Origin of the sequence: Streptomyces sp. NPDC057682, from assembly GCF_042799575.1 — a bacterium.
GTDB lineage: Bacteria > Actinomycetota > Actinomycetes > Streptomycetales > Streptomycetaceae > Streptomyces.
The window spans coordinates 223,811-247,490 of sequence record NZ_JBHVIN010000011.1 but is presented as its reverse complement, the minus strand read 5'-3'; the positions used below and the strand labels follow the sequence as shown (position 1 = coordinate 247,490).

21 protein-coding genes and 1 riboswitch are annotated in these 23,680 nt (G+C 74.0%); of the genes, 13 read left to right on the top strand and 8 right to left on the bottom strand.

All coding sequences use genetic code 11. From position 1 onward, the window contains the following. The first annotated feature begins 43 nt into the window (after nucleotides 1-43). Complete coding sequence (gene cbiE / locus ACFVDM_RS21695) at nucleotides 44-1,312, top strand: precorrin-6y C5,15-methyltransferase (decarboxylating) subunit CbiE (RefSeq protein ID WP_383642272.1); 1,269 nt, start codon at nucleotides 44-46, stop codon at nucleotides 1,310-1,312. Next, a complete protein-coding gene (cobM, locus tag ACFVDM_RS21690; protein WP_383642269.1) occupies nucleotides 1,309-2,058 on the top strand; it encodes a precorrin-4 C(11)-methyltransferase in 750 nt (249 codons plus the stop codon). Before cbiE ends, cobM begins: the two co-directional genes overlap by 4 nt. Before the next feature lie 22 nt (nucleotides 2,059-2,080). On the opposite strand, the gene ACFVDM_RS21685 is transcribed toward cobM, so the two are convergent. Beyond that, nucleotides 2,081-3,196, bottom strand: a complete 1,116-nt coding sequence (locus ACFVDM_RS21685) for a cobalt-precorrin-5B (C(1))-methyltransferase (RefSeq protein WP_383642266.1) — start codon at nucleotides 3,194-3,196, stop codon at nucleotides 2,081-2,083. Nucleotides 3,197-3,270: 74 nt separating this feature from the next. Here ACFVDM_RS21685 and ACFVDM_RS21680 point away from each other — a divergent pair, with 74 nt between their 5' ends. Further along, a complete protein-coding gene (locus tag ACFVDM_RS21680) occupies nucleotides 3,271-4,035 on the top strand; it encodes a cobalt-precorrin-6A reductase (protein WP_383642264.1) in 765 nt (254 codons plus the stop codon). Here ACFVDM_RS21680 and ACFVDM_RS21675 read toward each other — a convergent pair. From ACFVDM_RS21675 to cobG, 3 genes are all read right to left on the bottom strand, one after another. After that, the gene (locus ACFVDM_RS21675) at nucleotides 4,020-5,525 is read right to left on the bottom strand and encodes a precorrin-2 C(20)-methyltransferase (protein ID WP_383642261.1); all 1,506 of its coding nucleotides are present in this window, start codon (nucleotides 5,523-5,525) and stop codon (nucleotides 4,020-4,022) included. The two genes, ACFVDM_RS21680 and ACFVDM_RS21675, sit on opposite strands and share 16 nt — an antisense overlap. Nucleotides 5,526-5,527: 2 nt before the next feature. Beyond that, nucleotides 5,528-6,154: a precorrin-8X methylmutase gene (locus tag ACFVDM_RS21670; RefSeq protein ID WP_383642258.1), complete on the bottom strand. Its 627-nt coding sequence runs from the start codon at nucleotides 6,152-6,154 to the stop codon at nucleotides 5,528-5,530. 64 nt (nucleotides 6,155-6,218) lie between these two features. Beyond that, complete coding sequence (gene cobG, locus ACFVDM_RS21665) at nucleotides 6,219-7,595, bottom strand: precorrin-3B synthase (RefSeq protein WP_383642255.1); 1,377 nt, start codon at nucleotides 7,593-7,595, stop codon at nucleotides 6,219-6,221. 94 nt (nucleotides 7,596-7,689) lie between these two features. Then, nucleotides 7,690-7,764: riboswitch (cobalamin riboswitch) on the top strand. An 87-nt stretch (nucleotides 7,765-7,851) separates the two neighbouring features. Here cobG and cobN point away from each other — a divergent pair. Next, nucleotides 7,852-11,454, top strand: a complete 3,603-nt coding sequence (gene cobN / locus ACFVDM_RS21660) for a cobaltochelatase subunit CobN (protein ID WP_383642252.1) — start codon at nucleotides 7,852-7,854, stop codon at nucleotides 11,452-11,454. A 16-nt stretch (nucleotides 11,455-11,470) separates the two neighbouring features. Here cobN and ACFVDM_RS21655 read toward each other — a convergent pair whose 3' ends face one another. Then, nucleotides 11,471-12,244, bottom strand: coding sequence for an IclR family transcriptional regulator (locus tag ACFVDM_RS21655; RefSeq protein ID WP_383642249.1), 774 nt, complete (start codon nucleotides 12,242-12,244; stop codon nucleotides 11,471-11,473). 161 nt (nucleotides 12,245-12,405) lie between these two features. On the opposite strand from ACFVDM_RS21655, the gene ACFVDM_RS21650 reads away from it, so the two are divergent. Next, the gene (locus ACFVDM_RS21650) at nucleotides 12,406-13,110 is read left to right on the top strand and encodes a CoA transferase subunit A (RefSeq protein ID WP_383642246.1); all 705 of its coding nucleotides are present in this window, start codon (nucleotides 12,406-12,408) and stop codon (nucleotides 13,108-13,110) included. Between the two features lies 1 nt (nucleotide 13,111). After that, a complete protein-coding gene (locus ACFVDM_RS21645; RefSeq protein ID WP_383642243.1) occupies nucleotides 13,112-13,774 on the top strand; it encodes a CoA transferase subunit B in 663 nt (220 codons plus the stop codon). Between the two features lie 66 nt (nucleotides 13,775-13,840). Here the strand turns inward: ACFVDM_RS21645 and ACFVDM_RS21640 are convergent, their stop codons facing one another. From ACFVDM_RS21640 to ACFVDM_RS21630, 3 genes are all read right to left on the bottom strand, one after another. After that, a complete protein-coding gene (locus ACFVDM_RS21640) occupies nucleotides 13,841-14,530 on the bottom strand; it encodes an IclR family transcriptional regulator (protein WP_383642240.1) in 690 nt (229 codons plus the stop codon). 30 nt (nucleotides 14,531-14,560) lie between these two features. After that, nucleotides 14,561-15,769: a fumarylacetoacetase gene (gene fahA / locus ACFVDM_RS21635; RefSeq protein WP_383642237.1), complete on the bottom strand. Its 1,209-nt coding sequence runs from the start codon at nucleotides 15,767-15,769 to the stop codon at nucleotides 14,561-14,563. 89 nt (nucleotides 15,770-15,858) lie between these two features. Next, on the bottom strand, nucleotides 15,859-16,698 hold the full coding sequence (locus tag ACFVDM_RS21630; RefSeq protein ID WP_383642235.1) for a hypothetical protein: 840 nt from the start codon (nucleotides 16,696-16,698) through the stop codon (nucleotides 15,859-15,861). Nucleotides 16,699-16,910: 212 nt separating this feature from the next. On the opposite strand from ACFVDM_RS21630, the gene ACFVDM_RS21625 reads away from it, so the two are divergent. The 7 genes from ACFVDM_RS21625 to ACFVDM_RS21595 all read left to right on the top strand — a co-directional run bounded on the left by ACFVDM_RS21625 (nucleotide 16,911) and on the right by ACFVDM_RS21595 (nucleotide 23,664). Then, on the top strand, nucleotides 16,911-18,110 hold the full coding sequence (locus ACFVDM_RS21625; protein ID WP_383642232.1) for a homogentisate 1,2-dioxygenase: 1,200 nt from the start codon (nucleotides 16,911-16,913) through the stop codon (nucleotides 18,108-18,110). 76 nt (nucleotides 18,111-18,186) lie between these two features. Then, a complete protein-coding gene (locus tag ACFVDM_RS21620; RefSeq protein ID WP_383642229.1) occupies nucleotides 18,187-19,524 on the top strand; it encodes an MFS transporter in 1,338 nt (445 codons plus the stop codon). A 122-nt stretch (nucleotides 19,525-19,646) separates the two neighbouring features. After that, nucleotides 19,647-20,414, top strand: coding sequence for an SDR family NAD(P)-dependent oxidoreductase (locus tag ACFVDM_RS21615; RefSeq protein ID WP_383642456.1), 768 nt, complete (start codon nucleotides 19,647-19,649; stop codon nucleotides 20,412-20,414). Beyond that, on the top strand, nucleotides 20,411-20,875 hold the full coding sequence (locus tag ACFVDM_RS21610; RefSeq protein ID WP_383642226.1) for a nuclear transport factor 2 family protein: 465 nt from the start codon (nucleotides 20,411-20,413) through the stop codon (nucleotides 20,873-20,875). The genes ACFVDM_RS21615 and ACFVDM_RS21610 overlap by 4 nt, the downstream gene beginning before the upstream one ends. Beyond that, a complete protein-coding gene (locus tag ACFVDM_RS21605; protein WP_383642223.1) occupies nucleotides 20,872-21,711 on the top strand; it encodes an SDR family NAD(P)-dependent oxidoreductase in 840 nt (279 codons plus the stop codon). The genes ACFVDM_RS21610 and ACFVDM_RS21605 overlap by 4 nt, the downstream gene beginning before the upstream one ends. Further along, entirely contained in the window at nucleotides 21,704-23,161 is a 1,458-nt protein-coding gene (locus tag ACFVDM_RS21600; RefSeq protein WP_383642220.1) for an FAD-dependent oxidoreductase, read from the top strand. Before ACFVDM_RS21605 ends, ACFVDM_RS21600 begins: the two co-directional genes overlap by 8 nt. Then, nucleotides 23,158-23,664, top strand: a complete 507-nt coding sequence (locus ACFVDM_RS21595) for a nuclear transport factor 2 family protein (protein WP_383642217.1) — start codon at nucleotides 23,158-23,160, stop codon at nucleotides 23,662-23,664. Before ACFVDM_RS21600 ends, ACFVDM_RS21595 begins: the two co-directional genes overlap by 4 nt. The last annotated feature ends 16 nt before the right edge of the window (nucleotides 23,665-23,680 follow it).

Here is a 23,680-nt window from a genome sequence, read left to right as displayed (position 1 = left end):
GACGCCAGGTGAGCCCAGCCCCCCGAGAACCGAGGTACCGTCCGTGACCCCCCGCCCCGCCGCGCCCGCCCCGCACCCCGTGAGCGTGGTCGGCATCGGCGCCGACGGCTGGGCCGGACTGACCGGGGCCGCCCGCGCGGAGCTGACGGACGCGGAGGTACTGATCGGCGGCGCACGCCAGTTGGACCTGCTGCCGGCCGCCTGCGCGGGACGCCGGGTGCCCTGGCCCTCGCCGCTGCGCCCCGCCCTGCCCGGACTGCTCGCCGCCCACGCCGGCCGGCGCGTCGCCGTCCTCGCCAGCGGCGACCCCCTGTTCTACGGGATCGGCCGCGCCCTCACCGAAGTCCTGGGCGCGGCGGCGCTGCGCGTCCTGCCGCACCCCTCGTCCGTCTCCTACGCCTGCGCCCGCCTCGGCTGGCCGCTGGAGGACACCGAGACCGTCACCCTGGTCGGCCGCCCCCCGGCCCGGCTCGCCGCCGCCCTGCACGACGGCCGCCGCATCCTGGTCCTGAGCGCCGACGCCACCACCCCCGCCACCGTCGCCGCCCTGCTGCGCGACCGGGGCTTCGGACCGAGCCGGATCCGGGTCCTGGAACAGCTCGGCGGCGAGGACGAGTCCCGTACCGAGGGCACCGCCGACAGCTGGGCGCACCCGCCGGGCGACCCACTCAACATCGTCGCCGTCGACTGCCGCCGCGCCCCCGACGCCCTGCGCCTCGGGGCCGTCCCCGGTCTGCCCGACGAGGCGTACGCGCACGACGGCCAGCTGACCAAGCGCCATGTCCGGGCCGCCACGCTCGCGGTCCTCGCCCCCGCCCCCGGCGAACTCCTCTGGGACATCGGCGGCGGCTCCGGCTCCATCGCCGTCGAGTGGATGCGCACCCACCCCTCCTGCCGGGCGATCACCGTCGAACGCGATCCCGAGCGGGCCCGCCGCATCACGGAGAACGCCGAACGCCTCGGCGTCCCCGCCCTGCGCGTCGTCACCGGCCCGGCGCCCGCCGCCCTGGCCGGACTGCCCGCCCCCGACGCCGTGTTCATCGGCGGCGGGCTCACCGCGCCCGGACTCCTGGACGCCTGCTGGGAGGCGCTGCCGCCCGGCGGCCGGCTCGTCGCCAACACCGTCACGCTGGAGTCCGAGGCGGTCCTCGCCGCACGCCACCGCCTCCACGGCGGCGAACTCGTCCGCCTCGCCGTCGCCCACGCCGTCCCCGTCGGCGGCTTCACCGGCTGGCGCCAGGCGATGCCCGTCACCCAGTGGTCCGTACGCACCCCCTCCGCCCCCGTTCCCCTTCCAGGAGACGACAGATGACCGTGTACTTCATCGGCGCGGGCCCCGGTGCCGCCGACCTCATCACCGTGCGCGGCGCCCGCACCCTCGCCTCCTGCCGGGTCTGCCTGTACGCCGGGAGCCTGGTGCCCCGCGAACTCCTCGCCGAATGCCCCGACGACGCACGGCTGGTGGACACCGCCGGACTCGACATCGAGCAGATCACCGCCGAACTGACCGCAGCCCACCGGGCCGGCCACGACGTCGCCCGGCTGCACTCCGGCGACCCCTCGGTCTTCAGCGCGGTCAACGAGCAGATGCGTCGCCTGGACGAGGCGGGCATCCCGTACGAGATCGTCCCCGGAGTGCCGGCCTTCGCCGCCGCCGCGGCCGCCCTCAAGCGGGAACTGACCGTGCCCACCGTCGGCCAGACCGTCATCCTCACCCGGATCGCGCGGCGGGCCACCGCGATGCCCGAGGGCGAGGACCTGGCGACCCTGGGCCGCAGCCGTGCCCTGATCGTGCTGCACCTGGCCGCCGGACACATCGACAGCGTCGTCGAGGAACTGCTGCCGCACTACGGCGCCGACTGCCCGGCCGCCGTCGTCGCCCTGGCCTCCCGCCCCGACGAGATCGTCCTGCGCGGCACCCTGGACTCCATCGCCGGCCAGGTGAAGGCCGCCGGAGTCGTCCGTACCGCCGTCATCATGGCCGGCCGCACCCTGGGCGCCGAGCAGTTCCACGACAGCCACCTCTACTCGCCCGCCCGTGAACGGCACACCTGCTGACCCCACGGCCGCCCCGGACCGGTCAGCGCACCCCGCTGCGCCCCACGACCGCGCCCGCCCGGTCGACGCAGACGACGTCCACGGCGACCGGCGCGCCCCGCAGCACCGACAGCGCCTGCTCGCGCGCCTCGACCGCCACCAGATCGCCCAGCGGCACCCCGCGCGCCTGGCACGCCCGCAGCGCCGCGAGACCGGTGTTGGCCGAGGCCACCTCGGCGGTCAGTTCCTCGTCCGCCCCGCCCCGCCGGGCCAGCCGGGCGAGGAAGTCCTTGTCGACCTGGGAGCGGCCCGAGTGGAGGTCGAGATGACCGGCGGCGAGCTTGGAGAGCTTGGCGAACCCGCCGCAGATCGTGAGCCGTTCGACCGGGTGGCGGCGTACGTACTTGAGGACGGCGCCCGCGAAGTCCCCCATGTCCAGCAGGGCCAGCTCCGGCAGCCCGTACTCCGCGACGGCGGTCCGCTCCGAGGTGGAGCCGGTGCAGCCCGCCACATGGCGCAGACCGGCCGCCCGCGCCACGTCCACCCCGCGCCGGATCGAGTCGATCCACGCCGAGCAGGAGTAGGGCACCACGATCCCGGTCGTGCCGAGGATCGACAGACCGCCCAGAATGCCCAGCCGGGGGTTCCAGGTGGAGCGGGCGATCTCCTCGCCGTGGTCCACGGAGACGGTCACCTCCACGTCCCCGGAGCCGCCGTGCGCGGCCGCGACCCGGGCGACGTGGTCGCGGATCATCTGCCGGGGCACCGGATTGACGGCCGGTTCCCCCACCTCCAGGGGGAGTCCGGGCAGCGTCACCGTGCCCACGCCCGGCCCCGCCCGGAACACCACGCCCGTACGGGCCGGCAGCGCCCGCACGGTGACCCGGACCAGCGCGCCGTGCGTGACGTCCGGATCGTCGCCCGCGTCCTTCACCACCCCCGCCGTCGCCCGGTCCCCGGCCAGCTCCTCGACCGCCAGGGCGAACGCCGGAGTCTGCCCCCGGGGCAGCGTGACCGTCACCGGATCGGGGAACTCGCCGCTCAGCAGCGCCGTGTACGCGGCGGTCGCCGCCGCCGTCGCGCAGGCACCGGTCGTCCAGCCGGGCCGCAGACCGGTGTGCGCGAGCTGGGCACCCCGCCCGCCCTTCGCCTCGCTCATATCACTCACACCACTCGTGTCACTGGGGCGACCCGTGCCCCTGGGTCCTGTAGGGCGTTCCCCGGAGGGAATCGATGCACGTTCTGATCCTCGGCGGTACGACGGAGGCCCGCGGGCTCGCCGAACTGCTGGCCGCCGCACGCCCCGCCGCGACCACCGTGACCAGCTCGCTCGCCGGACGCGTCACCGGTCCCCGGCTTCCGCCGGGGGAGGTCCGCGTCGGCGGGTTCGGCGGCGCCGACGGACTCGCGGCCTGGCTGCGCGACCACCGGGTGGACGTGCTCATCGACGCCACCCACCCTTTCGCCGGGACGATCAGCCGGAACGCGGCCCTCGCCGCCACCACCGCCCATGTTCCCCTGCTGATGCTGCGCAGACCCGGCTGGGTGCCCGTGGACGGCGACGACTGGCACCCGGTCGGCTCCCTCGCCGAGGCCGCCGGGGCACTGCCCGCGCTCGGCCGCAGGGTCTTCCTCACCACCGGCCGCACGGGCCTGGCCGCGTTCGCCGGACTGGACGCGCTGTGGTTCCTCGTCCGGTCCGTCGACGGCCCGGAACCCCCGTACCCCGCCCGGATGGAGACCTTGCTGGAGCGGGGCCCGTTCACCCTGGACGGGGAACGGGAGCTGATCCGCCGCCACCGCGTCGACGTCCTCGTCACCAAGGACAGCGGCGGCGCCGCCACCGCGCCCAAGCTGGAGGCCGCCCGCGAGGCCGGGATCCCCGTCGTCGTGGTGCGCCGGCCCCCGCTCCCCGACGGGGTCGCGGTGACCGACACCCCCGAAGGGGCGCTCGCCTGGCTGCGCGGGCACGGAATCGGCGGTCAGGCCTCCGGATAGCGGCGCGGCGTCCACACGACCTGCCGGCCGCCCGGCCCCTGTTCCCAGCGGGTCTGCGAGGAGCCGACGATCAGCAGGGTGCGCATGTCGACCTCGGCCGGATCGAGCGCGGCCAGCCGGACCGTACGGACGGACTCGGCCGGACCGCCCACGTCCCGGGCCACGATCACCGGCGTGTCCGGGGATCGGTGCTCCAGCAGCAGATCGCGCGCCTTCCCGACCTGCCAGGTCCGGCTGCGGGAGCCGGGGTTGTACAGGGCGAGCACCAGATCCGCCGAGGCCGCCGCCCGCAGCCGCTCCGCGATGACCTCCCACGGCTTGAGCCGGTCCGACAGGGACAGCACGGCGTAGTCGTGACCCAGCGGCGCCCCCGCCCGCGCGGCCGCCGCGTTGGCCGCGGTCACCCCCGGCAGCACCCGCACCGGCACCGCCGCGTGCTCCTGGCGCGCGGCCACCTCCAGGACGGCCGTCGCCATGGCGAAGACCCCCGGGTCACCGCCCGACACCACGGCCACCCGCCGCCCGCGCCGCGCGAGATCGAGGGCGAACTCCGCCCGCTCCGACTCGACCTTGTTGTCCGAGCCGTGCCGCGCCTGTCCCGGACGCACCGGAACCCGGTCCAGATACGTGGTGTAGCCGACCACGTCGTCGGCGGCGGCCAGGGCGCCCCGGGTCTCCGGCGTGAGCCAGAGCGGTCCCGCCGGACCCGTCCCCACGACGACGACCTCGCCGCCGTCGGGAGCGCGCTCAGGACGCGGCGCGCCGACCCGGCTGGGCAGGACCGCCACCGCGAAGTACGGCACGGACGCGGCGTCGGTCTCCGCCAGTCCGCCCAGCCGCTCCCCGGCCATGGTGGCCCGTTCGACGTAGCGGGCCTCGGGCAGCCGCCCCGACGCCTCGAACGCCCGCCGCACGGTGGGGAAGGTGCGGCCGAGCTTCATCACCACGGCCGCGTCGGTCCCGGCCAGACGCGCCGTCAGCTCCTCCTCCGGCAGGGTGCCGGGCAGGATCGTCAGCACCTCCTCGCCCTCCGCGAGCGGGGTCCCGAGCCGGGCCGCCGCCGCGCTGACCGAGGTCACCCCGGGGATCACCTCGGTCGGATACCGGTCGGCCAGCCGCTTGTGCATATGCATGTACGAGCCGTAGAACATCGGGTCGCCCTCGGCCAGCACGGCCACGGTCCGCCCCGCGTCGAGATGGGCCGCCAGCCGCGCCGCCGCCTCGGTGTAGAAGTCCTCCAGCGCGCCCCGGTAGCCGCCCGGATGGTCGGTGGTCTCCGTGGTGACCGGGTAGACCAGCGCCTCCTCGATGTGGTCGGCCCGCAGATGCCCCGCCACGATGGACCGGGCGATGGAACGGCCGTGCCGGGCACTGTGGTACGCCACCACATCGGCCCCGGCGACGACCTCCACCGCGCGCAGCGTCATCAGGGACGGATCGCCCGGCCCCAGCCCGACTCCGTACAGCCGGCCGGTCTTCTGCTCAGTCACGCTTACTCTTCCTCGCTGGCGATCGCGTTGAGCGCGGCGGCCGCGATGGCGCTGCCCCCGCGCCGCCCGCGCACGATCAGATGGTCGAGGCCGGACGGATGCGCGGCCAGGGCGTCCTTGGACTCGGCGGCGCCGACGAAGCCGACCGGCACCCCGATGACGGCGGCGGGGCGCGGGGCCCCCTCCTCGATCATTTCGAGGAGCCGGAACAGGGCGGTGGGCGCGTTGCCGACGGCGACGACCGCGCCGTCCAGCCGGTCCCGCCACAGCTCCAGGGCGGCCGCGCTGCGCGTGGTGCCGAGTCCGGCCGCGAGTCCGGGCACGGCCGGGTCCGACAGGGTGCAGACCACCTCGTTGTCCGCGGGCAGCCGCTTGCGGGTCACCCCGCTGGCGACCATGGCCACGTCGCACAGGATCGGCGCCCCGGCGCGCAGCGCCGCACGGGCCCGGACCACGACGTCCGGGCTGAACGCCAGATCACGGACCAGGTCGACCATGCCGCAGGCGTGGATCATCCGGACCGCGACCTGGCTCTCCTCCGGCGACAGGCCCGCGAGGTCCGCCTCCGCCCGGATGGTGGCGAAGGACTGGCGATAGATGGCCGGTCCGTCCTTCTCGTACTGGTGCACAGTGGTGTCGCTCTCTTCATCGGGCGTGGAAGGGATGGGGAAGTTCACGGGGCGGGGCAGGGGGTCAGCCGTCGGCGGCGCGGGCCGCCGCGATCGCCGCCGCGAGGGCCGACGGGTCGTCCGGCACGTCGGCCGGGGCCCCGGGGACCCCGTCGCGGACCCGGGTGACGCGGTGGCCGTCGCCCAGGGCGAGGACGTCGACCCAGGTGCCGCGCGGACGGCCGCACCGGCGCTCGCACCCCGACCAGTACACCGGCAGCGGACCCACGGCCCCCAGCGCGGCGGCCGCCTCGGCCCGCACGTCCGCACGGGACCTGGCGCAGCCCGGCCGTCCGGCACAGGCCCCGACCCCCGTCCACGGGGAGCCGGGACCGGTCACCAGACCGGCAGCGTGCAGGGCCTCCAGCGCCGCGTCCGCCCGTCCGGCCGCGACATCGGGCACGATCACCCCGCGCCACGGGGTGAGCCGCAGTCCGCCGGAACCGTGCTCCCGGGCCAGGTCCGCCAGCAGCCGCCACTGCGCGCCCCTCAGCCGCCCGAGCGGCACCCCGACGGACAGGGAGACCGACCCGTCCGGACCCCGCACGAGACCGGTCGGCGGTGTTCCTGACGTACCGTCAATTTCTGGTGCGGGCAAGGTGGTCGGGGTGAACGGGACGCCGTCCCTCCGGAGTCGTCGCGCCAGCGCGTCGAGCACGGGCCGCGCCCCGTCCGCCAGGTCCGCCACCCGCCAGGCACCGGTGGGGCGCGCCGCGTCCAGGAACGCCTCGGCGGCGGCCAGCGCGGCCCGCGGAGCGTCTGCGTCCGAGACGCGCAGCGCGTCCCGGACGGGCCCGACGCGCAGGGCCGCGTCCCCGCCGTCCAGTGCCCGCAGCGTCACATCCGCGCCGAGCGCGTCCATGTCGCCCCGGCCGTCGTCGAGCGCGAACAGGAACCGCCCGGAGAGCCCGGCCGCCGCCTCGCTCGCGCACACCAGCGCGTCCAGCGCGACCAGCCACGGCCGGACGTCCCGGACCCCTCGGCCGTCCAGCCCGGACAGCGGCGAGGCCACCACATTGCGGACCCGCTCATGGCGTTCCGAAGGCAGCAGACCCGACGCGCGCAGCAGGGCGGCCAGTTCGCCGCCGCACTCCTCGCCCAGGCCCCGAATCTGCACATTGCCCCGCGAAGTGAGATGCACGTCACCGTCGCCGAGCCGCCGCGCCACCTCGGCCAGAACCTCCGTGCCACCCGCGTCCAGCACCCCGCCCGGAACCCGGATCCGGGCCAGCGCACCATCGTCCGCCGCGTGCAGCCGCAGCGCGCCCGGACACCGGTCACCAGCCTCTGACCTGCGCGAACGCGCACCGGCCGGCGGTTCGGGGCGCTCGCCGCCGGACCCGTCGGAGGCATCGCCGGGCAGCGCGGAAAAGGTGGGAGAGGGGGGCATGGCGGCGAGCATACCGACCATCTCATCAGACCCGACGCCGCCCGCAGTCGCTACTATGCCCCCTGACGGACCCACCGGTCCGTCGTCGCCACAGACGGCGACAGGGGAGGAAGCCCGGTGCGAATCCGGCGCGGTCCCGCCACTGTGAGCCCGGTCCCCGGACCGGGTGAGTCAGGAACTCCCTTTCCCCGCACCCGGCTCCGGCCGGGCCAGGGGAGAACTCGACACCGCCCGGGGCGTGGACACCCCGAGGAAGGCCTGACGCCGCATGATCCTGCTCCTGTCGACGTCCGACACCGACCTGCTCAGCGCCCGCGCGTCCGACGGGCCGGTCGCCTACCGCCACGCCAACCCCTCCCGGCTCCCGCTCCAGGACCTGCCCGGCCTCCTCGACGGTGCCGAACTGGTCGTCGTACGGCTCCTCGGCGGGGTCCGCGCCTGGCAGGACGGGCTCGACCAGGTGCGCGCCACCGGCCTCCCCGTCGTCGTCCTCACCGGTGAACAGGCCCCCGACGCCCAGCTGATGGCCGCCTCCACCGTCCCCGTCGGCATCGCCGCCGAGGCCCACGCCTACCTCGCCCACGGCGGCCCCGCCAACCTGGAACAGCTCGCCCGCTTCCTGTCCGACACCGTCCTGCTCACCGGCCACGGCTTCGAACCGCCCGCCCCCGCACCCTCCTGGGGCCCGCTGGAACGCACCCCCCGCGCCACGGCCCCGGACGCCCCCACCGTCGCGGTGCTCTACTACCGGGCCCACCACATGAGCGGCAACACCGCCTTCGTGGAAGCCCTGTGCCGGGCCGTCGAGGACGCCGGGGCCCGCGCCCTGCCGCTGTACGTCGCCTCGCTGCGCGCCCCCGAGACCGAACTGATCGAGGCCCTGCGCGCCGTCGACGCGATCGTGACCACGGTCCTCGCGGCGGGCGGCACCCGGCCCGCCGAGGCCTCGGCCGGCGGCGACGACGAGTCCTGGGACGCGGGCGCGCTCACCGCACTCGACGTGCCGATCCTCCAGGCGCTCTGCCTCACCTCCTCCCGCACCGACTGGGAGGACAACGACGAGGGCGTCTCCCCGCTCGACGCCGCGAGCCAGATCGCCGTACCCGAATTCGACGGCCGCCTCATCACCGTCCCGTTCTCCTTCAAGGAGATCGACGAGGACGGCCTCCCGGCCTACGTCGCCGACCCGGAACGGGCCGCCCGCGTCGCCGGGATCGCCGTACGCCACGCGACGCTGCGCCGCATCCCCAACGCCGGTAAGCGCCTGGCGCTGGTCCTCTCCGCGTACCCCACCAAGCACTCCCGGATCGGCAACGCCGTCGGGCTCGACACCCCCGCCAGCGCGATCGCGCTGCTGCGCCGCCTGGCCGCCGAGGGCTACGACTTCGGGGACGAGGAGGTCCCCGGGCTCGCCTCCGGCGACGGCGACGAGCTGATCCGCGCCCTCATCGAGGCAGGCGGCCACGACCAGGAGTGGCTCACCGACGAACAACTGGCCCGCAACCCGGTCCGCATCCCGGCCGCCGACTACCGCCGCTGGTACGCCACACTCCCGGCCGCACTGCGCGAGGGCGTCGAGCGCCACTGGGGTCCGCCGCCCGGCGAGATGTTCGTGGACCGCTCGCGCAACCCCGAGGGCGACATCGTCCTCGCCGCCCTGCGCCGGGGCAATCTGCTGATCCTCATCCAACCGCCGCGCGGTTTCGGCGAGAACCCGATCGCGATCTACCACGACCCCGATCTGCCGCCCTCGCACCACTATCTGGCCGCCTACCGCTGGATCGCCGCCCGCGCCGACGACGGCGGATTCGGCGCCGACGCCATGATCCACCTCGGCAAGCACGGGAACCTGGAATGGCTGCCCGGCAAGAACGCCGGACTCTCCGCCGCCTGCGGCCCCGACGCCGCGCTCGGCGATCTGCCGCTCGTCTACCCGTTCCTCGTCAACGACCCCGGCGAGGGCACCCAGGCCAAGCGCCGGGCGCACGCCACGCTCGTGGACCACCTCGTGCCGCCGATGGCCCGCGCCGACAGCTACGGCGACATCGCCCGCCTCGAACAACTCCTGGACGAGCACGCCCAGATCGCCGCCATGGACCCGGCGAAGCTCCCCGCGATCCGCGCCCGGATCTGGACCCTCATCCAGGCCGCGAAGCTCGACCACGATCTGGGCCTGGAGGACCGCCCGGAGGACGAGGGCTTCGACGACTTCATCATGCATCTCGACGGCTGGCTCTGCGAGATCAAGGACGTGCAGATCCGCGACGGACTCCACGTCCTGGGCGGCGCCCCCACCGGCCCGGCCCGGGTCAACCTCGTCCTCGCGATCCTGCGCGCCCGCCAGATCTGGGGCGGCACCGCCTCCCTGCCCGGACTGCGCGAGGCCCTGGGCCTGGACGAGTCCGCCGCCGTCCGCGCCGACGCCGACGCCGTCGAGGAGCGGGCCCGCGCCCTGGTCCAGGCGATGGAGGACGCGGACTGGGACGGGTCAGCCGCCGCGACCGTGGCCGCAGGACACCCGCAGGCCGTCGCCGACATCCTCTCCTTCGCCGCCTCCGAGGTCGTCCCGCGCCTGGCCGGCACCACCGCCGAACTCGACCACTGCGTCCACGCCCTGAACGGCGGCTTCGTCCCCGCCGGGCCCTCCGGCTCCCCGCTGCGCGGACTGGTCAACGTGCTGCCCACCGGCCGCAACTTCTACTCCGTCGACCCCAAGGCCGTTCCCTCCCGGCTGGCCTGGGAGACCGGACAGGCCCTGGCCGACTCGCTCCTGGAGCGCTACCGCGCCGACAACGGCGACTGGCCCGAATCCGTCGGACTCTCCCTGTGGGGGACGAGCGCGATGCGCACCGCCGGAGACGACGTCGCCGAGGCCTTCGCGCTGCTCGGCATCCGCCCCGTCTGGGACGACGCCTCACGCCGTGTCACCGGCCTGGAGCCGGTCCCCGCCGACGAACTGGGCCGCCCCCGCATCGACGTCACCCTGCGCATCAGCGGCTTCTTCCGCGACGCCTTCCCGCACACCGTCGGCCTCCTCGACGACGCGGTCCGCCTCGCCGCCTCCCTGGACGAACCCGACGCCCTCAACCACGTACGCGCCCACACCCGCGCCGACCTCGCCGCGCACGGCGACGAACGCCGCGCCACCACCCGGATCTTCGGCTCCCGCCCCGGCACCTACGGCGCCGGACTCCTCCAGCTCATCGACTCCCGCGACTGGCGCACCGACGCCGACCTCGCCGAGGTCTACACGACCTGGGGCGGCTACGCCTACGGCCGCGACCTGGACGGCCGCCCGGCCCGCGAGGAGATGGAGACCGCGTACCGGCGGATCGCCGTCGCCGCCAAGAACACCGACACCCGCGAGCACGACATCGCGGACTCCGACGACTACTTCCAGTACCACGGGGGCATGGTCGCCGCCGTCCGCGCGCTGCGGGGCAGCGCCCCCGAGGCGTACATCGGCGACTCCACCCGCCCCGAGACCGTCCGCACCCGCACCCTCACCGAGGAGACCTCCCGGGTCTTCCGCGCCCGGGTCGTCAACCCCAAGTGGATCGAGGCGATGCGCCGCCACGGCTACAAGGGCGCCTTCGAACTCGCCGCGACCGTCGACTACCTCTTCGGCTACGACGCCACGACCGGCGTGGTCGCCGACTGGATGTACGACAGGCTCACCGAGACCTACGTCCTCGACCCGGTGAACCGGGCCTTCTTCCAGGAGGCCAACCCCTGGGCCCTGCACGGCATCGCGGAACGACTGCTGGAGGCGGAGTCCCGGGGCATGTGGGCCGAGCCCGACCCCGAGGTGCTGGCCGCGCTGCGGCAGACCTTCCTGGAGACCGAGGGGGAGCTGGAGGGCGAGGACTGAGCCGTACGGCTCCGGCTCAGCGGCCCGCCGGGGTGCGGCCGTGCCCCGCCCGGGTGCTGAGCCGGTGCGCCGTCCGCAGCAGCAGCCGGCCCAGCTCCGGGCGCCGGGCGTCGCGGAACCGCGATTCGACGCCGGTGATGCTGACCGCCCAGGCGGGCCGCCCGTGCTGGTCGAAGACGGCGGCGCCCATGCCCCAGCTGCCCTCCAGGACGAGCGCCGGATTCGTCGCGTACCCGGCGGTGCGCGTCAGCCGGACCCGCTCGCGGATCGCGTCCGCGTCATGGGCCTCGCCCCACTCCCCGGTCAGCTCGGAACGGCCGAGATAGGCGTCGATCTCCTGGTCGCTCAGGAACGACAGGATCGCCAGACCGCCCGACGCGACGCCCAACGGGAAGCGCGTGCCCTCCTGGAGCACGAAGGAGCGGAGCGGGAAGCTGCCCTCCTCCCGCAGCACGCACACGTTCTCGTCGCCCCGGCGCAGGGACAGGAAGGCGCTCTCGCCGGTCTCGTCGGCCAGCTCCCGCACGGCGGAGCGCGCCGTGTCCACGAAGTCGTAGCGCCGCGCGGCCAGCGCCCCCATCAGGAAGACCTCGGGGCCCAGATGCCAGCGGCCGGTGCTGTTGTCCCGGTCGAGGAGACCGGAGTCCTGGAGCGAGGACAGGATCCGGTGCACCGTCGTCCGGGCCACCCCGGCCCGCTGGGCGGCCTGCGCGGTGGTCACCCCGTCCGCCGCCGCGCTGACGATCCGCAGCAGCGCCGCCGCCCTGCTGATGGCCTGGGCACCCTCCATCGAAGCCTCCATATGGTGGACGGTTCTGCGTCGCACGCTCACGATCAGAGCGGTTCCGCCGTCCGGGACAGTAAACCCCACCTGGCCATTGCCGGGGAATCGCGGCTCTCTCTACGGTGTGGAGGAGCGTCCACTTTATGGACAGGAAACAAGGAGTGGACATGTCGAAGGTGTTCACCAGCGCGTCCGCGGCGCTGGAGGGGCTGCTCCGCGACGATCTGACCATCGCGGTCGGCGGCTTCGGTCTGAGCGGCAACCCGCTGGACCTGATCGAGGCGGTCCGCGACTCCGGCGCGCAGGGGCTGACGATCGTCTCCAACAACATGGGCGTCGACGGCAAGGGCCTCGGGCTGCTGCTGGAGAAGCGCCAGGTCCGCAAGGTCATGGGCAGCTACGTGGGGGAGAACAAGCTGTTCGCCTCGCAGTACCTGGACGGCACGCTCGACGTCGAGTTCGTGCCGCAGGGCACGCTCGCCGAGCGGCTGCGGGCGGGCGGGGCGGGCATTCCGGCCTTCTACACCCCCACGGGCGTCGGCACCCCGGTCGCCGAGGGCAAGCCCACCGCGGAGTTCGACGGCCGCACCCATCTGCTGGAGCGGGCCATCGTGCCCGATCTCGCGCTCGTCCACGCGCACCGCGCCGACCGCGAGGGCAATCTGACCTACCGCCTCACGGCCCGCAACTTCAATCCGCTGGTCGCCACCGCCGGGACCGTCACCGTCGTCGATGCCGAAGAGGTCCTGGAGGACGGCTTCCTGGACCCCGACACGGTGACCACGCCCGGCGTCTTCGTGCACCGGGTGGTGGCCGCGCGGCCCCGGGCCAAGGAGATCGAGCAACTGACCGTACGGACCCGGGAGGCCTGAGATGGCGTGGACACGTGAGCAGATGGCCGCGACGGCGGCCGAGGAACTGCGGGACGGCCAGTACGTCAACCTCGGCATCGGCATTCCGACGCTGGTCGCCAACCACCTCCCGCCCGGGGTGCGGGTCACCCTCCAGAGCGAGAACGGCATCCTGGGCACGGGCCCGTTCCCGTACGAGGGGGACGAGGACGCCGATCTCATCAACGCCGGCAAGCAGACCGTGACGCTGCTGCCCGGGGCGAGCGTCTTCGACTCGGCCACCTCGTTCGCGATGATCCGCGCGGGGAAGGTGCAGACCGCCGTCCTCGGCGCGCTCCAGGTCGCGGCCAACGGGGACCTGGCCAACTGGACCATCCCCGGCAAGCTCGTCAAGGGCATGGGCGGAGCGATGGACCTGGTCGCGGGCACGCCCCGGGTGATCGTGCTGACCGAGCACAACGCCAAGGACGGCAGCCCCAAGATCGTGGAGCGGTGCACCCTGCCGCTGACCGGCGTCGGCGTCGTCCAGCGCATCATCACCGACCTCGCGGTCTTCGACGTCACCCCGCGCGGACTGGAACTCGTCCGCCTCGCCCCCGGCACCGACCCGGAGGAGCTGCGCGGGCGCACCGGCGCCCCGTTCACCGTCCGTCTCCCGGAGGGCGACAGGGTCCAGGGAGCGTGAGTACGCCACGACGGCCGGCCCCCGCGCACGGGACGCGCGGGGGCCGGCCGTCGTGCGGGGCCGGGATCAGCGGTGGTCGCGCGGGGTGCCGAGGAAGGCGACCGCCTCCATGACGTGGACCACGGCCAGTTCGGCGATGGCCGGGTCCGCGGTGACGACGTTGAGCGCGGCGCGGACCGGCCAGCCCGGGAGCGGTGCGGCGATGCCGTACGCCCCGACGTTCACCTCGCTGTGCGTGGAGACGAAGCCGGCCTCGCGGATCGACTGGACCCGCTCCGGCTCGCCCGCCCGCGGCGGCCCGGAGGCCAGGCAGGCCAGTCCTCCGGAGCCGCTGTCGATCGGGTCGCGGCTGCCCTTGCGGTACCAGAACAGCGGCCCGTCGGTGGGCGGTTCGGCCACGACCGTGGTGACGGCCGCCGTCCCGATGATCTCGACCAGGCTCGCCGTGGCGTCGACCTGGCGGGCCAGACGCTGGAGCACGGGCTCCGCGACGACGCGCAGGCTGGGGCCGGACTCGCCGAGTATCCCGGACACGGCCGGGCCCACGGCGTAGCGGCCCTCGTCGTCGCGCGAGGCGAAGCCCGTGCGGTGCAGCGAGACCAGCAGCCGGTGCGCGATGGAGCGGTGGAAGCCCGTCGCCGCGGCGACCTGGCTGGTGTTCAGACCCTCGGAGTGGCGGCTCAGTTCGACCAGGATCGCGAGTCCGCGCTCCAGGGTCTGCGAGCCGCCGCTCTCGGTGTCGTTCGGGGGTGTCATGACACCTCTCTGGGGGTCGTCGGGCCGACGTCAGGCCGTGGGGAGGATCGTGCCGCGGACCTCGCCGAGGCCGATGCGGCCCCGGGCACCGGGCGCCGAGTAGCGCAGGACCACCTCGTCGCCGTCCTCCAGGAAGGTGCGCTTCTCGCCCCCGGCGGTCCAGGGCTCGGTGCCGCCCCAGGACAGTTCGAGGAAGGAGCCGCGCTGATCCTTCTCCGGGCCGGAGATCGTACCGGAGGCGTAGAAGTCGCCGACGCGCAGCGAGGCCCCGTTGACCGTGAGGTGGGCGAGCATCTGCGCGGGCGACCAGTACATGGACCGGTACGGCGGACGGGCCACGACCGTGCCGTTGACCTCGACCTCCACGTCGATGTCGTAGCCCGAGGGGCCCTCCTCGCGGAGGTAGGGCAGCACCTCGGGGTCCTGGCCGGGCAGTTCGACGCGGGCGTGCTCCAGGGCGGCGAGCGGGGTGACCCAGGCGCTGATGCTGGTGGCGAAGGACTTGGCGAGGTTGGGGCCCAGCGGCACGTACTCCCATGCCTGGATGTCCCGGGAGGACCAGTCGTTGACGCCCGTGACACCGAAGACGGTCTCGGTGAACTCCGAGGTCGGCACGCGCTCGCCGAGCGGGAGCGTGCGCCCCACGACGAAGCCCAGTTCGGCCTCGATGTCCAGACGCAGCGAGGGGCCGTACGTGGGTGCCGGGTCGGCGGGGGCCTTGCGCTGGCCGGAGGGGCGGCGCACCGGGGTGCCGGAGACGATGACCGAGCCCGCGCGGCCGTGGTACGCGACGGGCAGATGGCGCCAGTTCGGCATAAGGGCCTCGCCGTCGGGGCGGAAGATCCGGCCGACGTTCCCGGCGTGGTCGATGGAGGCGTAGTAGTCGACGTAGTCCGCGACCTGGAACGGCAGGTGCAGGGTGACGGCCTCCAGCGGGACGAGCCGGACGCGGTCCCGGTGGGCGGTGTCGGTGAGCAGTTCCACGGCCCAGGCGCGGACGGCGGCCCAGGTGGCGGGTCCGGCGGCCATCAGCGGGTTGAGCGCGGGGGCGTCGAGCAGCTCCGTCCACTCGGGGCGCAGCGCGGCGGCCGCGTGGCCGAGGTCCAGGACCTGGTCCCCGATGCGGACGCCGAGGCGCGGCCCGGAGTCCTCGGTCGAGAAGACGGCGTACGGCAGGTTGTCGACGTCGTACGGGCTGCCGTCGGCGGCATCGGCCCAGGTGACGGGGTGGGTGCTCATGGTGGGGCCCTTCGGTGTCGGTGGTCCGGATGGCGTGGTGCGGGCGGTGGCGGGGCGTGTGCGGCCCGCCGCGGGGCGGACGGGCGGGGTCAGGCGCCGAGCAGTCCCAGCGCGCCCAGGTCCTGGAGGGGTTCGAGGACGCTGCAGGAGCCGTACGAGGTGAAGGCGGCGCGGGCGTCCGCGGCCTGCTCCTCCCGGAGCGCGGTGACGGCCGCGGCGAGCGCCTCCGGGTCGCGTGCGGCGAGGGCGGACCGGACGGCGGGCAGCCCTTCCCCGGCGCGGGCCCGCGCGGTCGCGAGCAGCACGTTGAGGTAGCCGTGGTGCTCGAAGCCGGTGGCGGGGGCGGTGTGGCGGACGGCGTGGTGCAGTCCGGCGGTGCACTTGAACGGGGTGCCGGCGGCCACGGCCGCGTGGATCCAGGCGGCCAGCTCGTCCTCGGTGGGGAAGGCGGCGGGCTCGGTGCCCCCAGTGCGGAACTTCAGCCGGAAGCCGTGCCGGGCGACTGTGGCGAGCGTCACGCCCCACTCCGGATCGTCGGGCCGGGGCACTTCGACGTACACGGTCTCGGGCAGTTCCAGGTCCGCCAGCTCGTCGATCTGCCCAGGGACGGGCCGGTCCGGGCCGGGCCTGACCTCCAGGGCGGCGAGGACCAGCCGGCCGGTCGCGGCCACGGTGCTCAGAGCGGCGGGAACGGCCGCCGCCCCGGCCACGAGGCTCACCCGCAGCCCGTCCGGGAACAGCGCCGGATCCGCGAGCGCGGCCAGCTCCTCCAGGGCCGTGGAGGCGACGACGAAGGGGCCGATCAGCCCGGCGTGGTCGGACGCCAGGTGGGCGGCGTGCTCGGCCACGGCACGGGGCAGCGGAGCCAGGCCGGGCGGGAAGACCGCCGCGTCGTCCACGAGATGTCGGAAGGCGAGAGGTATTGACACGGGTCACACCCTAGCCGAGGATCATCGAAATGCGAACAGGTGGCGTTCTTTAATCGGTCACCTTCTCCGGTCGCCAACCCCCGGTCGCCACCGCGACGTTGGTTCGCCACCGGCCACCGCCGCAGCGCCGTCCGTAGCGGCGCCGGGCGCCACAGGGCCGTTCGCTCACCCTCGTCCCCCAGCCCGTCCTGGGTCTACACGCCGGAGGAGTCATGGCGTTCTACCGTCGAGTCGGCATCGTGCCGCCGAAGCGGCACACGCAGTTCCGCGACGACGCGGGCGCGCTCTACTACGAGGAGCTGATGGGGGAGGAGGGCTTCTCCTCCGACTCCTCGCTCCTCTACCACCGGGGCGTGCCCTCCGCGATCGTCGCCGCCGAGGTCTGGGACCTCCCGGACCAGGCGACGGAGGCCAACCACCCGCTCAAGCCCCGCCACCTCACCCCGCACGCCCTGTTCGACGCGGACACCGCGGCCGGCACGGACGCGGTGACCGGCCGGCGGCTGCTGCTCGGCAACGGCGACGTGCGCCTCTCCTACGTCGTCGCCGGGGCACCGTCACCGCTCTACCGCAACGCCATCGGCGACGAGTGCGTCTACGTGGAGTCCGGCACCGGGACCGTGGAGACCGTCTTCGGCGTGCTCCCGTACCGCACCGGCGACTACGTCCTCCTGCCGCGCGCCACCACCCACCGCTGGCTCCCCGACACCACCGACGGACCCAGCCGGCTGTACGCGATCGAGGCCAACAGTCACATCGCACCGCCCCGGCGCTACCTCTCGAAGTACGGCCAGCTCCTGGAGCACGCCCCCTACTGCGAACGCGACCTGCACGGCCCCGAAGCCGTCCACCTCGCCGAGGGACGCGACACCGAGGTGCTGGTCAAGCACCGGGGCGGCCCGCACGGCGTCGTCGGCACCCGGTTCCGCTACGACACCCACCCCTTCGACGTCGTGGGCTGGGACGGCTGCCTCTACCCGTACACGTTCAACATCGAGGACTACATGCCGCTCACCGGCAAGATCCACCAGCCCCCGCCGGTGCACCAGGTCTTCGAGGGCGACCGCTTCGTCATCTGCAACTTCGTGCCGCGCAAGGTGGACTACCACCCGCTCGCCGTGCCGGTGCCGTACTACCACTCCAACGTCGACAGCGACGAGGTCATGTTCTACGCCGGAGGCGACTACGAGGCCCGCAAGGGCTCCGGCATCGGCATCGGCTCGCTCACCCTGCACCCCGGCGGCCACGCCCACGGCCCGCAGCCGGCGGCGCTGGAGGCCTCGCTCGGCGCCGAGTACTTCGACGAGACCGCCGTCATGGTCGACACCTTCCGCCCCCTCGAACTGGGAGAGGGCGGCCGGCGGACCGACGACGGGACCTACGCCTGGGTCTGGGCCGGCCGGCAGGCCTGACCCCCGTCCGCTCCACCGCTCCACCACACCCCCGCACCCCCGCACCCCCGTGAAGAGCTTCCCGAAGGACCCTTCCATGGACAACCTGGCCACCGAGACGGCTGCCCCGGCGACCCCGCCGGCGGAATCCCCCGCCCCGTCCGCCCAATCCACGCTGAAAGTGATCAGGGCGGCGATCCTCGGCACCGTCGTCGAGTACTACGACTTCGGCATCTACGGCTACATGGCCACCCTGATCGCCTCGCACTTCTTCGTCGACAGCGATCCGAACACGGCCCTGCTCTCCACCTTCGCCGCCTTCGCGGTGGCCTTCTTCCTCCGCGCCCCCGGCGGCATCCTCTTCGGCCACATCGGCGACAAGTACGGCCGCAAGAAGGCCCTCACCTGGACCATCCTGCTCATGGCCGTCGCCACCACGGCGATCGGCCTGATCCCCTCGTACGCCACGCTCGGCCTGTGGGCCACCGTCCTGCTGGTGCTCTGCCGCTGCCTCCAGGGCTTTGCCGCGGGCGGTGAACTCGGCGGCGCCAACGCCTTCGTCTCCGAGCACGCCCCGGCGGACCGGCGGGCCTTCCACACCTCGTTCGTGAACACCGGCACCTACCTCGGCTCCCTGTTCGCGTCCCTCGTCGCGCTGCTGCTCACCTCCACCCTCAGCGAGGACACCGTCCGCGACTGGGCCTGGCGCATCCCCTTCCTCCTCAGCGTCGTCATCGGCGTGATCGGCATCTACATCCGCAGCCAGCTGCCCGAGACCGAGCAGTTCGAGGCCGTCCAGGACAGCGACACGGTCGAGGTCGCCAAGTACCCGGTCGCCGACGTGTTCGCCCACGCCTGGCGGCAGATCGTGCTCGTCATCTTCCTCGGCGCGCTGATCGTCGGCGGCTACTACGTCGCCGGTGTCTACGCCGCCAGCTACCTCCAGACGGAGGGCGGCCACTCCGCGGACTTCGCGTTCACCTCCACCTGCATCGCCATGGTCTCCGCCGTGATCAGCCTCCCGATCGCCGGACGCATCGGCGACCGCTACGGCCGCCGGCCGGTCTTCTTCGTCGGCAGCGGCGTCACCGCCGTCATCGGACTGCCCGCCTTCATGCTGATGCGCGACGGCGCCCCGCTCGCCGCGATCCTCGCCCACTCCTCGCTGACCTTCTTCATCGGACTCGTCAACGGCGTCTCCTTCGCGACGTACGCCGAGATCTTCCGGGCCCGCTACCGCTACACCGGCATCGCGATGAGCAACAACGTCACCAACATGGCGCTCGGCGGCACCGCCCCCTTCATCGCCACGCTGCTCATCAACACGACCGGCAACAACCTCGCCCCGGCCGGCTATCTCATCGCCACCGCCGTCATGACCTTCGTCGCCACGTTCTTCCTCAAGGAGACCCGCGGGACGGAGCTGGAGCTGTGAGCGCCGCACATCCCGGGACCCCCGCCGCATCCGCCGGACCTCTTGCCGCTTCCGCCGGGACCCCCGCCCCTGCCGCCCCGGGTGCTTACGCCGCCCGCCGCCGGTTCGAAGGCCGCTCCGTCGTGGTCACCGGCGCCGCCGGAGGCCTCGGCCGGGCCGACTGCCTGGCCCTGGCGGCCGAGGGCGCCCACATCTGGGCCGCCGATCTGGACCTGGACGCCGCGACGGCCCTGCTGTCGGAGCTCGAAGCGGCCGGCGGATCGGGGCGGGCCGTCCGCCTCGACGTCGCCGACCCCGACGCGTGGACCGGGCTCGCGGCCGAGATCGAGGCGGCCGGACCCCTGCACGGCCTGGTCAACAACGCGGGCGTCAGCCTCCGCGCCGGCATCGCCGGCACCACCGTCGAGCAGTGGCGCCGGATCATGGACATCAACCTCTCCAGCGTCTTCTACGGGCTCAAGACCCTCACCCCCGCCCTGACCGAAGGCGCCCGGAACGGCGGCGCCGCCGTCGTCAACATCTCCTCCATCGCCGGAATGGTCGGCTACTTCTCCGCCACGTACGGCACCAGCAAATGGGGCGTACGCGGTCTCTCGAAGGTCGGCGCGCTCGAACTCGCCGCCCACGGCATCCGCGTCAACTCCCTCCACCCCGGCCTCACCGACACCCCGCTGCTCCACCAGGCCCCCGACACGAGCTTCGTCGACGAGAGCGCGAAATCCGTCCCCGCGGGCCGCCTCGCCAGCCCGCAGGAGATGGCCGGAGTCGTCGCCTTCCTCCTCTCCGACGACGCCGCGTACATCACCGGCGAGGAACTGGTCGTCGACGGCGGACTCACCTCCGGAGGCCTCTACCACCGCATCCTGTCCGGACTGGCGGCCGGCCGGTGAACCCGCTCCTCGCGACGCTCCTGGAGGTCCAGCACCTCTACGCCGTCCAGTCCCACGCGATCGACGGCGGCGACGCCGAGGGCTGGGCCGACACCTTCGTCCCCGACGGGGCGTTCGTCTCCCCGACCTACGACGCCCCCGTCCGGGGCCGCGACGCCCTCACCGCGTTCGCCCGCGACCTGCACACCGCCGCGCCCCACCTCCACCACCTGATCACCAACGTGGCCGTCCGCCCCGCGGACGCCCCGGGGGAGTACCGCGTCCGCGCGAACCTCCTCATCGTCACCACCCACGACCTCGCCGGCGGAGCGGCCCGCATCGACCGGATCACCACGATCGACGACCGGTTGCGCCGCACCCCCGGCCACCCCGAAGAACTGAGGCTCGTCAGCCGCCACGTCACACGCGACGGCGACGCGCCCGACACCACCGCACCACAGCAGAAGGAGCACCACCCGTGACCCAGCAGACCACCCCCACCGAGGACAACCCGGGTCGCGTCGACTACGCCCCCCTGCCCGCGATCAACCCCGAACTGGTCGGACGCACCGTCGTCATCACCGGCGCCGGACGCGGCATGGGCGCCCTCTTCCTGGAGGAACTGGCCCGCCGCGGCGTCAACGGCGTCGGCGGCGACCTGGACGCCGCGGCCATGGCCGCCACCGCCGACGAGATCAACACCCGGCTGTCGGGCGTCGAGGGCGCGGGCCGCGTCGTCGGCGTCGGCGCCGACGTCACCGACCCGGCCGCCTCCGAGGCCCTGGTCGCCACCGCCCTGCGGGAGTTCGGCCGCCTCGACCTGTGGGTCAACAACGCGGGCGTCTTCCCGCAGGCCGAGTTCACCGACATCAGCCCCGAACAGCTCGCCCTCACCTACGGCGTCAACGTCAACGGCGTCGTGTACGGCGGCCAGGCCGCCGCCCGCCACTTCCGCACCGTCGACGGCGGCGCCATCGTCAACATGGCCTCGGTCGCCGCCGTCCGCGCCCGGCCCACCCGCGCCTCGTACAACTCCTCGAAGGCCGCGGTGAAGCACCTCACCACCTGCATGGCCGTCGAGCTGGGCCCCGACAACATCCGCGTCAACTCCATCGCGCCCGGCTACATCGACACCGAGATGACCCGCTGGGTCCGCGACGACCAGGCCGCGATGAACCGCGCCCTGAGCACCGTCCCGCTGCGCCGCATCGGCGCCCCGATGGAGGTCTTCGGCGCGCTGTACTTCCTGCTCTCGGACAGCGCCCGCTACATCACCGGTGCCAACATCCCCGTGGACGGCGGTTCCCAGCATGTCTGAGCCGGACTACGACTACGACGTCATCGTGATCGGGGCGGGCGGCGCGGGCCTCGCGGCCTCCGTCTCGGCCGCCCAGGCCGGCGCCCGGGTCCTGCTCCTGGAGTCCGAGGACGAGATCGGCGGCTCCACCCAGCTCTCCGCCGGACTGCTCACCGCCTCCGCCACCAGCGTGCAGCGCGGCCTCGGCGTCGAGGACTCCCCGCTGCGGATGTTCCAGCACTACATGGACCTCAACGGCTGGCGGCTGCGCCCCGGCCCGGTCCGGATGTTCTGCGAGGAGTCCGGCGCGATCGTCGACTGGCTGCTCGACCTCGGCGTGGAGATCCCCGCGCAGGTCTCCCGCAGCGCCCACGAACCGGGCCTCACCCGGGCCGGCGTGGAGGACGTCTGGCGCGGCCACGTCCCCAGGGACCAGGGCTACGGACTGGTCCAGGTCCTCGACAGGGCCCGAGCCCGCCTCGACGTGGACCTCGCGCTCGGCAGCCGGGTCGAGGACCTGGTGATCCGCGACGGAGCGGTTCGGGGCGTCGTCATCGGCGGAGAGGAGGCCACCGCCCCCGCCGTCGTCGTCGCCAGCGGCGGCCTCGCCGCGGACCCGGACCTGGTGCGCCGCTTCCTGCCGGACGCGGAGATCGCGGGCGACGCGCTGTTCGTCGTCGCGGCGCCCGGGGCCCGCGGCGACCACATCGGCCTGGCCGAACGCCACGGCCTGGGCCTCTTCGGCGAGGGCTGGGGCCTGCTCCTGGTCACCGCCGAGTTCCAGCGGTACCACCACTGGCAGAGTGGATTCCCGCCGCCCTCGCGGATCCACGTCGGCCCCGACGGGCGGCGCTGCATGGACGAGGACGCGCCGTACGCGGTCAGCCCCGGCATCCTCAAGGACCACGGCGGCTGGGTCTGGTCGGTCTTCGACGACACCGCCCGCGCCGCCCTGCCGGAGGGCTACGCCGACTGGACCCCCGCCCGGATCCTGGAGGAGGCCGACAAGGGCGTCGTCCTGCGCGCGGACACCCTGGCCGGCCTCGCCGAGCTGATGGGCGTCCCCGCGCGGAACCTGGAGGCGGCCGTGGACCGCTTCAACACCCTCTTCACCGAGGGCCACGACGAGGACTTCCTCCGCCACGAGTCCCTGGCCGCCAAGGGCGCCGACCCCCACCTCGCCCCGATCGCCACCGGCCCCTTCCACGCCGTGCGGATGCTCCCCGCCGAGCTGGTGTGCACCCACACCGGCCTGGAGATCGACGCCTCCACACGCGTCCTCGCCACCGACGGCCGCCCCGTCCCCGGTCTGTACGCGGCGGGCGAGGCCGCCGGCGGCATCCTCGGCGAGCGCTACGTCGGCGGCGGCAACTCCGTCGCCCACGCCCTCGTCCTCGGCCGTGTCGCCGGCCGCGAGGCCGCCGCCCGCGCCGCCACCCTCTCCCCGCGCCCCCAGGAGGCCACCGCATGAGCCGCGCCGACGACCGCTTCGCGATCCAGGACGTCCTCTTCCGCTACGCGCGTGCCGTGGACCGCCTCGACCACGACGCCATCGCCGCCTGCTACTTCGACGACGCCGTCGACGTCCACGGCGCCTACACCGGCGACGCCGCCGGCCTCGTCGAGGACATCCGCACCCGCCACCGCACCATCGACTCCTCCCAGCACTTCATCACCAACGTGCTCGTCGACTTCACCGGCGACGACTCCGCCCACGTCGAGTCCTACTGCCTCTGCTACCTCCGCCAGGCCCCCACCGGACCCGGCGCCCCCCAGGACCTCGCGATCATCCGCTGCCGCTACGTCGACCGCTTCGAACGCCGCGCCGGCACCTGGGGCATCGCCGACCGCGTCGTCGTCTTCGACGAGTCCCGCACGGTCCACGTCACGGACACCCTGGACCCGACCTGGGTCGCGTCACACCGCGACGCTTCGGACCCGGTGTACACGTGGGGGGTGGGCGCGGGGGCGTAACTCCGGTGTGGGGCCC

Excerpts from the sequence above, each read along its gene's own strand:
- cobM (WP_383642269.1), top strand. The coding sequence starts at position 1,309 with ATGACCGTGTACTTCATCGGCGCGGGCCCCGGTGCCGCCGACCTCATC.
- ACFVDM_RS21685 (WP_383642266.1), bottom strand. The coding sequence starts at position 3,196 with ATGAGCGAGGCGAAGGGCGGGCGGGGTGCCCAGCTCGCGCACACCGGT.
- ACFVDM_RS21680 (WP_383642264.1), top strand. The coding sequence starts at position 3,271 with ATGCACGTTCTGATCCTCGGCGGTACGACGGAGGCCCGCGGGCTCGCC.
- cobG (WP_383642255.1), bottom strand. The coding sequence starts at position 7,595 with ATGCTCGCCGCCATGCCCCCCTCTCCCACCTTTTCCGCGCTGCCCGGC.
- cobN (WP_383642252.1), top strand. The coding sequence starts at position 7,852 with ATGATCCTGCTCCTGTCGACGTCCGACACCGACCTGCTCAGCGCCCGC.
- ACFVDM_RS21655 (WP_383642249.1), bottom strand. The coding sequence starts at position 12,244 with ATGGAGGGTGCCCAGGCCATCAGCAGGGCGGCGGCGCTGCTGCGGATC.
- ACFVDM_RS21650 (WP_383642246.1), top strand. The coding sequence starts at position 12,406 with ATGTCGAAGGTGTTCACCAGCGCGTCCGCGGCGCTGGAGGGGCTGCTC.
- ACFVDM_RS21645 (WP_383642243.1), top strand. The coding sequence starts at position 13,112 with ATGGCGTGGACACGTGAGCAGATGGCCGCGACGGCGGCCGAGGAACTG.
- ACFVDM_RS21640 (WP_383642240.1), bottom strand. The coding sequence starts at position 14,530 with ATGACACCCCCGAACGACACCGAGAGCGGCGGCTCGCAGACCCTGGAG.
- fahA (WP_383642237.1), bottom strand. The coding sequence starts at position 15,769 with ATGAGCACCCACCCCGTCACCTGGGCCGATGCCGCCGACGGCAGCCCG.
- ACFVDM_RS21625 (WP_383642232.1), top strand. The coding sequence starts at position 16,911 with ATGGCGTTCTACCGTCGAGTCGGCATCGTGCCGCCGAAGCGGCACACG.
- ACFVDM_RS21620 (WP_383642229.1), top strand. The coding sequence starts at position 18,187 with ATGGACAACCTGGCCACCGAGACGGCTGCCCCGGCGACCCCGCCGGCG.
- ACFVDM_RS21600 (WP_383642220.1), top strand. The coding sequence starts at position 21,704 with ATGTCTGAGCCGGACTACGACTACGACGTCATCGTGATCGGGGCGGGC.
- ACFVDM_RS21595 (WP_383642217.1), top strand. The coding sequence starts at position 23,158 with ATGAGCCGCGCCGACGACCGCTTCGCGATCCAGGACGTCCTCTTCCGC.